This window comes from Vitiosangium sp. GDMCC 1.1324 (genome assembly GCF_003044305.1).
In the GTDB taxonomy this organism is placed as follows: domain Bacteria; phylum Myxococcota; class Myxococcia; order Myxococcales; family Myxococcaceae; genus Archangium.
Genome location: NZ_PZOX01000004.1, coordinates 96,480 through 109,983, shown reverse-complemented (window position 1 = coordinate 109,983; position 13,504 = coordinate 96,480). Strand labels below are relative to the sequence as shown.

The 13,504-nt window shown below is 70.0% G+C and carries 11 protein-coding genes; 4 read left to right on the top strand and 7 right to left on the bottom strand.

Annotated elements, in window-relative coordinates; all coding sequences use genetic code 11:
• The first annotated feature begins 43 nt into the window (after window positions 1-43).
• The 3 genes from DAT35_RS13105 to hrcA all read left to right on the top strand — a co-directional run bounded on the left by DAT35_RS13105 (window position 44) and on the right by hrcA (window position 3,899).
• A complete protein-coding gene (locus tag DAT35_RS13105) occupies window positions 44-1,255 on the top strand; it encodes a hypothetical protein (protein WP_158501681.1) in 1,212 nt (403 codons plus the stop codon).
• A gap of 22 nt (window positions 1,256-1,277) precedes the next feature.
• Window positions 1,278-2,696: a tetratricopeptide repeat protein gene (locus DAT35_RS13100; RefSeq protein WP_146209689.1), complete on the top strand. Its 1,419-nt coding sequence runs from the start codon at window positions 1,278-1,280 to the stop codon at window positions 2,694-2,696.
• 171 nt (window positions 2,697-2,867) lie between these two features.
• Window positions 2,868-3,899, top strand: a complete 1,032-nt coding sequence (gene hrcA, locus DAT35_RS13095; RefSeq protein ID WP_108067333.1) for a heat-inducible transcriptional repressor HrcA — start codon at window positions 2,868-2,870, stop codon at window positions 3,897-3,899.
• A 22-nt stretch (window positions 3,900-3,921) separates the two neighbouring features.
• Here the strand turns inward: hrcA and DAT35_RS13090 are convergent, their stop codons facing one another.
• From DAT35_RS13090 to DAT35_RS13075, 4 genes are all read right to left on the bottom strand, one after another.
• Window positions 3,922-5,355 carry an SET domain-containing histone-lysine N-methyltransferase gene (locus tag DAT35_RS13090; RefSeq protein WP_158501680.1) on the bottom strand — a complete coding sequence of 478 codons (1,434 nt, stop codon included), beginning with the start codon at window positions 5,353-5,355 and terminating at the stop codon, window positions 3,922-3,924.
• Between the two features lie 91 nt (window positions 5,356-5,446).
• Window positions 5,447-8,308 carry a carboxypeptidase regulatory-like domain-containing protein gene (locus DAT35_RS13085; RefSeq protein ID WP_108067331.1) on the bottom strand — a complete coding sequence of 954 codons (2,862 nt, stop codon included), beginning with the start codon at window positions 8,306-8,308 and terminating at the stop codon, window positions 5,447-5,449.
• Between the two features lie 83 nt (window positions 8,309-8,391).
• Complete coding sequence (locus tag DAT35_RS13080; RefSeq protein ID WP_108067862.1) at window positions 8,392-9,387, bottom strand: lipid kinase; 996 nt, start codon at window positions 9,385-9,387, stop codon at window positions 8,392-8,394.
• 111 nt (window positions 9,388-9,498) lie between these two features.
• Window positions 9,499-10,359 (bottom strand): calcium-binding protein, encoded by an 861-nt coding sequence (locus DAT35_RS13075; RefSeq protein WP_108067330.1) that lies wholly within the window; start codon window positions 10,357-10,359, stop codon window positions 9,499-9,501.
• Window positions 10,360-10,813: 454 nt separating this feature from the next.
• On the opposite strand from DAT35_RS13075, the gene DAT35_RS13070 reads away from it, so the two are divergent.
• Window positions 10,814-11,419 (top strand): nucleotidyltransferase family protein, encoded by a 606-nt coding sequence (locus DAT35_RS13070; RefSeq protein ID WP_146209688.1) that lies wholly within the window; start codon window positions 10,814-10,816, stop codon window positions 11,417-11,419.
• 3 nt (window positions 11,420-11,422) lie between these two features.
• Here the strand turns inward: DAT35_RS13070 and DAT35_RS13065 are convergent, their stop codons facing one another.
• The 3 genes from DAT35_RS13065 to DAT35_RS13055 all read right to left on the bottom strand — a co-directional run bounded on the left by DAT35_RS13065 (window position 11,423) and on the right by DAT35_RS13055 (window position 13,402).
• Window positions 11,423-12,136, bottom strand: a complete 714-nt coding sequence (locus DAT35_RS13065; RefSeq protein ID WP_108067861.1) for an HAD family hydrolase — start codon at window positions 12,134-12,136, stop codon at window positions 11,423-11,425.
• A gap of 75 nt (window positions 12,137-12,211) precedes the next feature.
• Window positions 12,212-12,979, bottom strand: coding sequence for a hypothetical protein (locus DAT35_RS13060; protein WP_108067328.1), 768 nt, complete (start codon window positions 12,977-12,979; stop codon window positions 12,212-12,214).
• A 72-nt stretch (window positions 12,980-13,051) separates the two neighbouring features.
• Window positions 13,052-13,402 carry a hypothetical protein gene (locus DAT35_RS13055; protein ID WP_108067327.1) on the bottom strand — a complete coding sequence of 117 codons (351 nt, stop codon included), beginning with the start codon at window positions 13,400-13,402 and terminating at the stop codon, window positions 13,052-13,054.
• Window positions 13,403-13,504 lie beyond the last annotated feature (102 nt).

Genomic DNA, 13,504 nt, shown 5'->3' with positions numbered 1-13,504 from the left:
CGTTGGAGGTCGCTCCCTAGGGTGGCGGCGGAGGGAACAGGACATGCGCAAGCCCCGAGCGGGTTGGCTGGCGGGCATCGCTTGCATCGGCATCGCACTGGCTGCTGCTTCGTGCTCCAAGTGTTCGGGCGAGCAAGCCGGGACCGGGGGCTCGGGAGAGCCAGCACCCCTGGGCCAGGACGGCACGAAGCAGGGCGGCAAGGACATCTCCCTGGAGGTGACCGGGTTGACCATTGGGAACGCGGGAGCAGCCGCCGCCCCGAAGACCACGTCCTTCGTGGTGGGAGACCCCATCACCGCGCGGGGCCGCGTGCGCAACGCGGCGGAGCTCGAGAGCCACATCCAGTGGAGCCTCCAGCCGGTGAAACCGCAGACGGGGGATGCCGTTCCCTCCACGCACGAGGGGCTGGACGCTGTCTTCCAGGCCGTCTCACGCGTGGGCACGGCGGGCAGCCGCACGCCCAACCCCCCGCTGGAGTACGAGCTGGTGGCCTTGTTGCCCCTGGAGGGCGGGAAGACGCTCCAGGTCCGCCTGCCTCCCACCACCTTCCTCCGGCAGGACGAGGAGGACATCGTGCGGCAGGAGTACATCGACTTCGGAACGAGCTTCCGGCCGAGCCGCGCTCAGATCTCCATCCCGGGCCGGACCACCTTCAACACCGGCAACTACAGCGTCATCGCCGAGAAGGACTCGGGCGGGCTGGCGAGTCTGCTGGACCAGATGCAGGAGCGGGTCAATGCGCTCCTCAACGATGACGTGCAGGAGAAGCCGGTGGGAACGCGCGGGCTGGCGCCGAGCACGGTGGTGGTGTCTTCCGGAGCGTCCATCCTCACGGTGGGGGTGCTCGGGGATACCGACCCCCAGGGAGACGATGTCTGCGGGGGCGTCCAGGTGGGTGGCAGGTGCGCCGGTCCCATCCTCGCCGGACGCAATGGCATCGCTGAAACGCGGGCCAACAACCGGCAGACGCAGTTGAAGCTGGGGGACCTCGTCAGCAGTGCCTTCCGCAACCCACAGCGCAACCGTGCCGCCGGCTCCGTCGTCCTCAACAGCTTCCACACCCAGGGGCGCGCGCTGGACATCGACCCGCGCCTGGTGTCCGTCCCTGGGAAGACGTCGCAACAGTTGATGTGCATCATCGAAGCGGCTGGAGACGCCATCGTCGGCACGAGCAACTCCTTCACCGAGCACGGCGCGGCCCGCTTCCTCCCGTGCGACAGCCCGGAGGCCGACCATGTCCATGTCGAGCGCTGAGGTCCGGAAAGGAAGCCTGCCCATGCGTCGTTACATCGTCCCTCTGCTCGCCAGCGCCATGCTCCTGGGCGCCTCCTGCGCCCACCGGCGCACCCCGGTTCCAGAGCAGCCCGCTCAGAGCCAGCCCGCACCGGCTCCGCGCGAGACCACCCCGAGCCAGCCCACAGCCGGAGGCCAACCCACCACCGGGAGCGAGCCCGCCACCGGCGGGAGCCAACCCACCCCGGGCGAGGCCGCTACCGGGGGAAGTCCGCCCACCACGGGGGCTCAGTCCACTACCGGAGGCCAGCCAACTACCGGAGGCCAGCCAACTACCGGAGGCCAGCCAACTACCGGGCGCGAGGCCGCCACTGGGGGAAGTCCGCCCACCACAGGGGCCCAACCCACCCCGGCTCCGAGCCCGCATCCGGCCCGCGGGCGGCCCGCGCCCTATGTCCCCTCTCCGCCCTCTCCGGCAGCCCTCGAGGCCCTGTCGCTCTTCAAGGTGGGTTGCCAGGCCGAGGACTTCGACGACGCGACGTGCGGGAAGGCCGTGCTCCAGCTCGAGGCCGTCGTGCGTGACGACCCGAGTCAGCTCGATGCGAGGCTCGCGCATGCGGATGCCCTCTGGAACCAGTCCTTCCGCCAGCCCGAGGGCAGCGCGGAGCGAGCCCGGCTCAGCCAGCGCTCGCTCGACCTCTACCAGCAGCTCGTGGACGAGGACATCCCGGATGCGCGGCCGTACTACGCGCTCAGCGTGCTGACTCGGGACCCGGGCACCCGCTTCCTACTGCTGCGCCGCGCCCTGGATGTCGAGCCCAAGCACCCCGAGGCCCACAAGGACATGGCGTGGCTGTTGCTGGACCAGGGCCGGACGGACGAGGCGATACGCGAGTACCGCCTCCACCTCTCGCTCAACCCGAGCAAGGAGCGTGCGGACGCGTTCGACAACATCCGCTTCGCGCGCAGGCTCGGCGAGCTGGGGCGTGTGCGCGAGGCGGCGGAGATCTATGACGCCGTCTGGGACTCCCTTCGCGGCGAGAGCCGGGCCGAGCGCTGTCAGGTCTTCAAGACCGTGGACCTCGACCCCTACGAGCGCATCGGTGCCCGTTTCGCACAGCGGGTCCGGGAAATTCGCGCCGCCTGTTCCGGCACGCCTCGCCTGGAGCGCGCGCAGGAGTTGGAGCGCCAGGGTCAGGACGGCGCCGCCGCGCAGGAGCTGGAGCGCCAGATTCAGGAGAACCCCATGCCTCCGGAGCCGTACCTCGCCCTGGAGCGCCTCTATCTGAAGCAGGGCAGGGCGGACGAGGCGGCGCGCGTCATGACCCGCTACTTCCAACAGGAGAGGGACCCCCAGGAGCGATGCCGACACTTCCGGACACTCTCCCCCCAGACGGCGAAAGCCCTGGACCCGGCACTCCTGGGCGAGTGGGACCGGGCCTGCCGGTCGCAACCGCCCTGAGCGCCGTGTGGGGACAGGTAGCGGACGGGCCGGTTGGAGGTTTCCTGCCCGCTCCCCTACCCACCTGGCAGGGGATTGAACCGGTCTCGCTACCTTCTTAATCTTTCAGGGCATTCTCGATGTTTTCGCCGACCATCGTGGGCGAAACCCCATTGGGGAGCGTGAGGAAGGATGTCTGAGGAGCTGGGTGAGCGCGAGAAGGAAGTCCTCCGCGCCGTCGTTCAGGAATACATCGCCACGGGTGGCCCCGTCGGGAGCCAGCACCTCGCGCGCAAGCCGGAGTTTGACGTGTCCTCGGCCACGCTGCGCAATGTGCTGGCGGACCTCGAGGAGCTGGGCTTCCTGGAGAAGCCACACACGTCCGCAGGCCGGGTGCCCACGGATCGGGGCTACCGCTTCTACGTGGACACGATGGTGCGGTTGAAGGACCCCGCGCCGCGCGACCGCGAGCTCATCCACGCGGGGCTGGCGCACGAGTCCGGCATGGAGGAGCTGCTCGCCGAGGCCTCTCGCCTGCTGCACTCGCTCACGCGGCACGCGGGGGTCGTCGTCACGCCGCGCCCGGACGCGGCGGTGTTCCATCGGATCGAGTTCGTGCGGCTCCGGGAGGACCGGGTACTGGCCATCCTGGTGGGGCAGAACGGCCAGGTGCACAACAAGTTGTTGTCGGTGGACTTCCCCGTCACCTCGGACGAGCTGCTCAAGGCGAGCAACTACCTGTCCGAGCTGCTGCACGAGGTGACGCTGGAAGAGGCGCGCGAGCGGATCCGCGCCGAGCTGGATCATGACCAGGCGCTCTACAACGCGCTGACGGCCAAGGCGCTCAAGCTGGGCGCGGCGGCCACGGATCTACAGACGGGGGAGCGGGTGCTCATCGAGGGCACGGGCTCGTTCCTGGAGCAGCCCGAGTTCGCCGACGTGGAGCGCATGCGCGCGCTCTTCAAGGCGCTCGGGGAGAAGCACAAGCTGCTGGCGCTGCTGGACCGGGTGCAGCGGGCGCGCGAGATGCAGATCTTCATCGGCACCGAGAGCGAGTTCTCCTCGGCGGGCGACGTGACGGTCATCGCCAGTCCGTATGGCAGCCGCGAGCAGGTACTGGGCACGGTGGGCGTCATCGGGCCCACGCGGATGAACTACCAGCGCATCATCCCGCTGGTGAACTTCACCGCGCAGGTGCTCTCCCTGGCGCTCGACAAGGCGTGAAACCCGAGGGGGTCTTCCCGCCCTACCTTCCCGGGCCCTTGCTCTTGCTGCGAGGCCCTAGGGCCACCGAGCCGAAGTGGTGGCCCTGGCGCGCCGCTCGCTCCAGCCTGTTCCACGGGTCGTTGCGGACGGCCTTGAGCACCCCTTCCCGGGCGTAGTCGTCGAGCGGGCCCCCGCCCGTTCCGCCACCCGCGGCGAGTTGCTCGAGCTCCGGCCATGGCTTGCGCAAGAGCCGTGCACCCGTCCGCACCCGCTCGGCATACGCGTGCAGAAGCCGCTTCTCCTCCCGTCTCATCAGGATGCAGTTGCGTACGCTGCGCGAGGAGGGTTCCTCCGCGAGGAGTCTTTCATCTTCTTCGAGCGACGTATCGAAGCCCGAGAGCCGCGCTTCGCAGGCCGCACCCAGGGCCGCGAGGACCCGCTCTTCATTCGCGATGCTCAGGGGTTCTACCTGCCCTCCACTCGCGCCGGGGGTCACCGACAACCTCGAGAGCTCTTCGGCTTCCGCGCAGGCTATGCGCAGAAAGGAGAACATCTCCTGTGTCGACTCGTGTCCGTAGGGGAGGCGGCTCTGGAAGCGGCGGCGCTCGGACGGGGAGGACAGTTCCAGCAGCCGCTGCTTCGTGGCCGACCAGGGATCGCCCTCGGGGATGCCCAGGTGGACGACGAGCTCATCGTGCTCGTTGTCTTCGAGCACGAACCCGTAGTGGAGCAGGAACCGGTGGTTGGACTTGGCGCCGTAGCTGTCGTGAATCTCCTGGCCTGCTGGCAGGGCCTTGAGCGCGACCATCTCGAATGACTCTTCGTCCTCCGAGAGCCCCCAGTGGACGTCGGGAGACGTCTTGTGGTTGAGCATGTCCGCCAGTGGGGCGAGACATCGGACAGGGTTCCCCCGCAGCTTCACACCGAAGTTGCGGCTGGAGACGACAACGCAGGCCCAGAGGAACTCGGTGGCGGTGAGGCTGGCCCAACCCGGGATGTGCGCGCGGAGCAGGGCGTGCTGGGTATGGAGCATCTCTCTGCGCGCCTCGAGCTCCTCCAGCACCGCGGAGCCCTGGAGCAGCTGGAGCTCGCGCTCCTCGAGGAAGAGGAGCGAGTGGGGGACGCTGGCGGGCAACGTCTCGAGGTAGGGCCTCCAGAAGGAGCCCTCCCGCTGCTTCTCTTGGAGCAGGAAGGCGGCCAGGTACAGCTCATCGCTCTCGGCCTCGAGGTGGGACTCGAGGAGGCGTCCGATCTCGGAAGACCTGGCGAGCCCGGTGGTCAGCAGGCACTCGCGGGGCACCCGGAGGACCACTTCACCTTGGGCGACGTCGGCCAGGGTGAAGACACCACGCTCGCCTCCAGGCAGGCGGATGACGCGCAGCTTGGGATGGTGGGCCCCTGCCCGCTCCAGCCAGCCGTACAGGGCCTCGAGGCCCTGCTCGTCACCGTGACTCCCGCGCTGTGTTTCGGTCATGCATGTCCGCCATGTCATGCCCGGTGCTCTCAGGTCATCTGAGCTGGCGGTGCTCGCCTGACGCGCCGGGAGTCGGTGGTGGGAATGAGCCTCAGTCCGCTCGGGTGAGCAGCAGCGTCTGCTCCGCGCCACCCTCGCGCCGCACCGTCACCTGCACCGGCGTGCCCGGGCCGCCCTTGGTGCGGCTCTCGGCCTCGGTGCGGCTGCGCACTCCCTGTCCATCCACGCTCAGCAATCGGTCTCCCACGTGCACTCCGGCCCGGGCCGCTGGACCCTCCGGCGTCAGCCACGCGAAGAAGACCCAGCCCCGGTCCTCGCTGAAGCCCGCGCCCACGGTGCCCTTGTCCGCCTTGCGCGTCGTCAACTCCACGTCGCCGAGGTCCACGGCCTCGCTCGTGGCCACCGTCACGGTGCGCGTCTCCGCCTTGCCGTCGGGAGTGAGCAGCCGCACGGTGTGCGCTCCCGGTGTCACGTCCTCCAGGCGGAAGCGTCCATCGGGTCCCGTGTGCGCATCGGCTCCCGAGCCCGGTGGATGGTCCAGGTAGATGCCCACGCCCGGGACCGGTGCGCCCGAGCCGCTCCACACCGCCCGTCCCGAGATGGAGGCCGTACCGCCCGTCAGAGGTACCTCCACGTCCGCGCGCTGTCCCGGGGACAGCGTCACCGAGGCCTCGCCAGTGCGCCCGTCGTGGGTGCGCACGCTCACCTTCAGCGGCTGGGCGGGTGCATCGGTGAGCAGGAATTCGTCGCCCGGGAAGGTCCGCGGCGTGTCGCTGGCCCAGGCCGGGGCCGAGCCGTCCGCGTTCAACAGGCGCAGCGTGAAGGCGCTCGGGGCGGCGCCGCTCCGGGCCACCACGCGTCCCCGGAGGGTGGCCGCGGGACGGAGCTGGAGTTTCTGCTCGGTCGAGCCGTCCGTGACGTGGGCGGGCTCGCTCAACCGGCCCGCGTTGTACGCCTGGAGGGTCAGGGTGGTGGGCCTGGCGTGGGGTGGAAAGCTGAAGTGCCCCTCGTCGTTCGCCTCCTGGGTGACGGAGAAGGGGAAGTCTCCGCCCTGGGTCGCCACCACCACGGCGTAGGGGCTCGGCGCGCCCGAGGGCTCCAGCACCAGGCCCCGCAACCCGCGCTCGTCCATCAGCGTCAGGTCCATCGTCACGGTGGTACCGGTCTCCACCGTCACCGAGGGGTCGTCCACGTTGAAGAAGACATAGCTGGCGCCCGGCAGCACGGCGGTGAGTTGGTAGACGCCTGCGGGCAGCTCGAGCTGGTAGCGGCCCTCCGCGTCCGTGTCCGTGAGGCCCATGTCGAGGACTCCGCCCTGGCCCTCCTTCGCCATCGCGCGCACCAGCGCGGGCTCGGACAGCGGTTCGCCCGAGGCTCGCGTCACCCGGCCCGTCACCATTCCCGTCTCCGAGAGCGTGAAGTCCGCCCGGCCGCGCGTGCCTGGGTTGAGCGAGAGCGTCCTGCTCGCCCACACGGCCGAGCTGTCCTGCTTCGCGCGCACTCGCACCGTGCCCGCTGGCAGCCCCTCCAGGACGAAAGCGCCTGTCGCATTGGTGCGGGTGTAGCGCTCCTCGCCCGAGGAGCCCCGTAGCAAGCCCGCCCGCACGGTCACGCCGGCCAGGGGTCGTCCCTGGGCGTCGGCCACCGAGCCCTCCACCGCGGCGGTGCCTTCCAGGCGGAAGTCCGCCACGGCGGAGCGGTCCGCCTGCACCACCAACCCGTTGATCATCGCGCTCGTGAGGCCCGGCGCCGACACCGCCACGTCATAGTCACCCGGTGGCAGCTCCAGTGCGTACTGGCCCGTGGGGTCTGTCCGGGTACGTCCCAGCTCGCCGCCCGCGCCCGCCGGGCTCACCACCAGCGACGCGCCCTCCACGGGCTTCGCGTCCACCGAGCGCGTCACCGTGCCCGACAGGTGCCCCGTGGACCCGAGCCGCACCGTGATGTCGCGAGCGGTCTCTCCGGGTCCCACGATGATGAGGCCCGGTGCCCGGCCCACCTGGGTGCCCTTCCGGGCAATCACCCAATACGTTCCGTTGGACACCTCCAGGGAGAAGCCACCGCCCGCGCCCGTGGTGGTCCGGAAGTCCGAGGGCCCGCCCAGCACTCGCACCTCCGCGTCCGGCGCCGGTTGCCCGTCCGCTCCCACCACGAAGCCCTCCAGCGTCGAGGCCGCCCAGAGTTTCACCACCAGCTCGCCCGAGGCGGGCACCGAGACAATGCGCACCGTGCGGCGGCTGAAGCCCGGAGCCTCCGCCACCAGCTCGTAGCGGCCCGGCGCGAGCCCGGTGAAGCCAAAGCGCCCATGCTCGTCGCTCGTCGCCACCGCCACCTCCTCGGGCAGCGCATGGGCCTGGGCCGAGGGCATCGCTGGCTCGGTGTACGGGCGGAGCGTCACCTCGGCCAGTGGCACTGGCTCATCGCGGCCCTCGGCCACCGTGCGTCCCCGCAGGGATACGCCGGCCGGCAGCGACAACTCCACCACCGTCTCCGGCTCACCCGCGGGCCGGGGGACCTCGCGTCGCGCGGGAGCGTGGCCCTCGGCCTGGGCGGTGAGGAGGTAGAGGCCGGGGGCCGCGGGCATCCGCAGGGTGCCGTCCTCCGCCGTCGTTCCCTCGCCCGCCCGGCGCCACGTGGCCTGGCCCGCACTGTCCTTGGGCCCCTTCATCCAGGCGCGCACGCGGGCGCCCGGCACGGGAGCGCCCGAGGCCACCACCCGCACCACGAAGCTGCCATCCGCGAGCGTCGCGGGCGCGTCGAGCGGCGGAGTGGGGCGCGGAGCGGGGCGGGCGGAGGCGTTGTCGGTGTGGCCGGGGCGGGCAGGGCTCCGGACCACCGTGGCCGCCGTCTCCGAGGTCTCTTCCAGGTACGAAGGGCGAAGCCACAGCAGGAGGAGCGCAGCCACGCTGAGAATGGCGGCAACCACGAGCGGGAAGAGAGGACGTTGGCGCACGAGCTTCTCCGCGGGGGGGACGGGACGGACCCCCTCGAGTGGGAGAGCCTAATCGCGATCCGGTTGTTCTCCGAACTTCCAATTCAGTGCGGGGCCGGAGCGGGCGCGTAGACGCGGAGGGCGGCGGGGGCGAGCTCGAAGCGCACCGGGGTGTGGCCGATGATCTCCCCATCCGCGTTGACGTCCTGGGGCGGCTGTGCGTCCACGTACAGGTGCGAGCTGCGGATGGCGGTGACGGCAGGGTGTGTCACGTGTTCGCCCCGGCGCAGGGACAGCGCGACGCGCGCCAGGGTGGAGAGGTCCTGCACGTGTCCCAGGCCGGTGCCCTCGCGTCCGGACTCGGCCGAGGGCGCGGCGACGGTATAGGCGTCCAGCCGGTGGTCATCGAGCGTGGCATCAGGCGTGACCATGTTGCCCGCGCCATGGTAGCGCCCGTTGCCCACCACGAGGTGGAGCACTTCCTGCTCCATCTCTCCGCGCTCCGTCGCCATCCGCACGTGGAAGGGCTGGTGCTCCCAGAGCTCGGCGACGGCCGCCACGGGGTAGGCCAGCTTGCCGGCGCGCCGTTTGAAGCGAGGCGTCAGCCGCCGGGCGATGGCGGAGGCCAGGCCGAGGCTCACCGCGTTGAGGAAGGGCCGGCCGTTGGCGAGCCCCACGTCCACGCGCGCCGTGTAGCCCGAGGCGATGATGTCGCAGGCGGCCTCGACCGAGGGAGGAATGCCGAGCGAGCGCGCGAAGTCGTTCCCCGTGCCCAGCGGCAATACGCCGAGCGTCACGTCGCGCCCGAGCAGGTGTTGGACCGCGGCGTTCAGCGTGCCGTCCCCGCCGCCGATGAGGATGCGCCGCACGCCGCTCTCCAGGGCGTCGTGCAGCACCTGGTCCATGCGTTTCTGGCGGGAGAGCCGGTGGCAGCCCACGAGCGGGATGCCTCGCGCCTCGAGCGCCGCGAGCGTGGCCGGGAAGGACTCGCGTCCCATGCGGCACCGGGTGTTCACGACCAGGAGCGCGGGCCCGTCATCGAGAGAGCTGCGCTTGGGAGGCGCCGTGAGGGCGACGTCTGGAGAAGCCTCGCTTGCCATGAGCGGCAACGGTGTGCACGAGCGGGCGTGGGAGCCAGGGCGGGCCTGGGGCTCAGGGGGCGCTCCCTCCGCCGCTCGCGTGGCGGGGGAGGGAGCGAGGGGGACGTCACCTCAGTTGGCGCCGTTGCCCTCGATGATGCGGCGCTGGATTTCCTTGCGCAGGGGCAGGGCCTCCTCGGTGCTCAGGCGGCCGTCCTGGTTGGTGTCGTACTGGGCGAGCAGGGCCTGCCGGCGCTCGCGGGCCGCGGCGATGCGGTCCTCGCGGAGCTGGGCGCGCTCGGTGTCGTCGAGCTTGCCATCACCGTTGGTGTCGTACTTGGAAACCAGCTCCTGGCGCTTCTGCTCCCAGGCCTGGCGGGCGGCTTCGCGTGCGGCCTGACGCTCGGTGTCGTCGAGCTTGCCATCCTGGTTGGTGTCGAACTTCTCCACGGCCTGCTGGTGGAGGCGCTGGCAGCGGGCCTCCAGGGCATCCACGAGGGCGGTGCGCTCCTCGGTGGACAGCGTCTTGTCGCCATCCTCGTCGAAGGCCCAGCGCACGCGCCAGAAGGCCCAGTGACGCAGGCGCATCCCCCTGCGGGCGAAGCGCGGGGCTCGGTCCTGTCCGGCGCCGAGGTCCTCCTTGAGGGCCCTGAGCTCGGAGCGCTCCAGCTTGCCGTCCTGGTTGGTGTCGTACTTCTCGAGCACCTCCTGCCGGCGAGCGCTGAAGTCGCACACGTCCGGGATGTCGGAGGGGGCCACGGTGGAGGTGTCCACGTCTTCGACGCTCATGGAGGAGAGCGTCTCGGAGGAGGCGTCGGCCACGGCGTCCGCGCCGATGTCGCCGGACTCATCGGAGGTGGAGAGGAAGGACGCGGCCTCTCCGACGGCGAGGTCCGCCTCGCCAGGAGAGGGGTTGCAGGCCACGCTCGCCAGCGGGAGCGTGAAGCAGAGGGCGGCGGTGAGCAGACGGCGGTAGGGGGTGGTGCGGTTCATGGGCTTTCTCCAAGGGTCGATGTCCGGCCTTGGCTCCATGAACCCGAGTCCCCCGAAACGGTTGCGGGCGGGGATTCAGTTCTCACCGTCTCGCCGCCGGGAGACCGGGAGGGGCGTGGGATTCCGCTGTGATTCCAGGGCCTTGGACCCCTTGCGAGCTCGCCGCCACGGCCAGGACGAAACCGGCGCCCCATCCAGGCCGGCACGGCACTAGATTGTGTCGGGATTGCACGGCATGGCGAGGGAGCTGCTCCATGGGTGACGTTCCAACGGCCCGAGGCCTCTATGGTCAGAGGCCGAGCAAGAGCGCGGACACCGCGCGGCGGCGCGAGTTCGAGCGCCTGGCCGCGATGTCTCCACGGGAACGTGTGCTTCTCGCACTCTCGCTCAAGGAGCGTAGACGCTTCATGGGAGCGGCACCTGAACACCCGCAGGCGGGAGATGTGAAACGCAAGTGAGTGAATCGAAAGCAACCAATCGGCAGGAACGCACGCTCGAAGTAGCCGATCGGGTTGCTGAGATCCTGCGGCAGCATGAAGTCCAGGTGGCGGTCATTGGCGCGGCGGCCCTGGCCGTCCACCTTTACCCTCGCTACACCGAAGACTTCGACCTGGCGATCAATACGGAGCCTTTCCCTACGCTTCGCCGTGTGGAAGAGGCCCTTCGGGGAGAGGGCTTCGAAGCGCGGTTGGAGGCACCTGACCCCGAGGATGCGCTCGGGGGCGTGTTGCGCGTGACGGGTGATGATTTCGAACCGATTGAGGTCGTGAACTTCTACAACCCATGGCCTGGAGCGCGTGATGCTTCCGTTCTGGCTCGGGAAGCTCTTCGTGACGCGAAGATAGCGTTGAGTCCGGATAGTCCGTTGCGCGTCGTCAGCCTGCCCCACCTCATCGCGCTGAAGCTCTACGCGGGCGGGTTCAAGTCGAAGGCGGACGTCGCGGAGCTGCTCGAGCGCAACCGGGACCGCCTGGACCTCGCCGAGCTGCGTGACGTGTGCAACCGCCACGGGCTCGGCGCGGCGCTGGAGCCCCTTCTGCAGGAGCTCGGCTTCATATAGGCGTCAGCGCGGCTCCTCGTCCTTGGCGGCGGCCACCGCGTCCGCGGCCCATGGCCAGGTGTCTGACGAGGACTCGTAGTGGGCCAGCAGGTCCGCCGGGTCCTTGTAGATGGCGCGGCAGCCCGCCGTGCGCAGGTCCTCCTCGGGAAAGCCACCGCACAGCAGGCCCACCGTGGGCAACCCCAGCTTGCTCGCGGCCAGCGCGTCGTAGGGCGTGTCCCCCATCACCACCGTGGTGTGTGGAGCCGGCCGGCCCAGCTTCTCCAGCGCTGCCTCGAAGATGTCCGGGTGTGGCTTCGACTTCGAGGCGTCGTCCTTGGAGGTCGCGCCCTCCGTCAGCCCCTGGATTTCACACAGCCGCACGTAGACCTCGAGCTCGTCCTCCTTGGCGCTGGAGGCCAGCGTGATGCGCAGCCCATCCTGGCGCAGCTGCTGGAGCAGCTCGCGCACCTTCGGGAAGCAGCGCAGCTTGGGCATGAACTCGCGCTTGAAGAGCGTGGACCGGTAGTCGCTCAGCTCCTGGCCGAACTTCTCCAATTCGTCCTCGGTGAAGAAGACGGGCAGCAGCTGGTCCGCTCCTTTGCCAATCTGGCTGCGCACGTGCGCGAAGGGCACGTCCCGGCCGAATTCCAGGAAGGCGCGTCTCCAGGCCTCGGCGTGCTCGTCCACCGAGTCCACCAGCGTGCCATCCACATCGAAGATGACGTTCTGCACCAGGGCCATGACCTCGGACTCCTTCCCGGCGGGGAAGGTGGGGATGGCCCCGGGGTGCTTCAACCCCGGACGGGCCCGCTACTGCGCCCCGAGCGCCGCGAGCGTCTTCGTCTCAACGCCGTAACCCCCCGGCGCTCGGAGCGTGAAGGTCTCCGCGGGCAGGGTGGGGTTGAGCTCCACGCGCGAGAGGTGGGTTTCCGCCACCTGCTGCCCTCCGGACCACTGCGTCAGCCGTCTGGGCACGCACAGGGCCAGGGCCTGCTCGCACTGCTCTTCCTCCACCCGGAGCTCCGCGGTGGCGCCGCCGCTGCGGGTGCGCTTGCCCAAAAAGTCCATGCCCGGCCAGCGCAGCACGTATGTCACCTCCACGTCGGTGCCGGCGGGCTTCACCGTCAGCTCCACGGCCTCGGGGCCGCGCGGGTGCGAGACGCGGTGGGCACTCACGCCCTGCTGGGGCAGCAGCGGTGCGCGGAAGCCCTCGGGAGCGAAGGGCGTGAAGAGCGCCGTGAGCACGCCCGTGCGGGCCTCCGGGGTGAGCGTGTCGCCGTAGGTGAAGAACTTCTTCGCCGCGTCGTCGCGCTCGAAGAGGTGCTCTCCATCCCAGGCGAAGGTGCGCGAGGTGGGCGCCCCCAGCGTCCCCAGCATCTTCTGCGGCGCGCGGTAGGCGAATTGGAAGTCCATCGTCTGGGTGCCCTCGCGGGCGGTGCCCTCCAGCACGTAGCTGGTGAGCTTGCCGTCGCGTGCGGACAGGCGCTGCTTCGCATCGGCGAGCAGGGCGGACGTCTCGTCACCGCGGCGGCAACCACCGAGGACGAGCAGGAACAGGGGCAGGAAGCGAAAGCGCATGGAGCACAAAAGAAAAAGGCCCCGCTGTCACCAGGGGGCCATTGCACACCAGGTGCAAGCGAAGCGGGCGGACTACTTCACCGCCACGCCGGTGGCCTGCGAGTAGGGGAAGCCGATGATGAGGCCGGTGAGGGCGAAGATGCCGTGACGCGGCGTGGTGCTGGCGTCGAGCAGCTGCACCTTGTTGCCGCCCATGGCCTTGGCCTCGGCCACCAGGAGCTTGTTCACCACGGTGTCCAGGTCGCTCTGCACCAGGTCGATGACGTGGAAGATGGCGGTGAAGCCGAGCGCGGTGCCCTGCACCACGGCGATGGGCTCGCCACCGGCGGCGGAGACCTCGTTGCCCGAAACGACGGCCGTCTCCACGCTGGTGCACGCTACGAGGCTGCTCGCGAGGATTGCCGAAACAATCGCCTTCTTCATCGTGTGAGTCCCTCCCAGTTAACGCTCGCGGAGCTGGCCAGACGGGTGACCGGGCTCCCGGCGGTTCGATTGGTCTTCAAGTTACCGTGGGTGTCGTAGCAA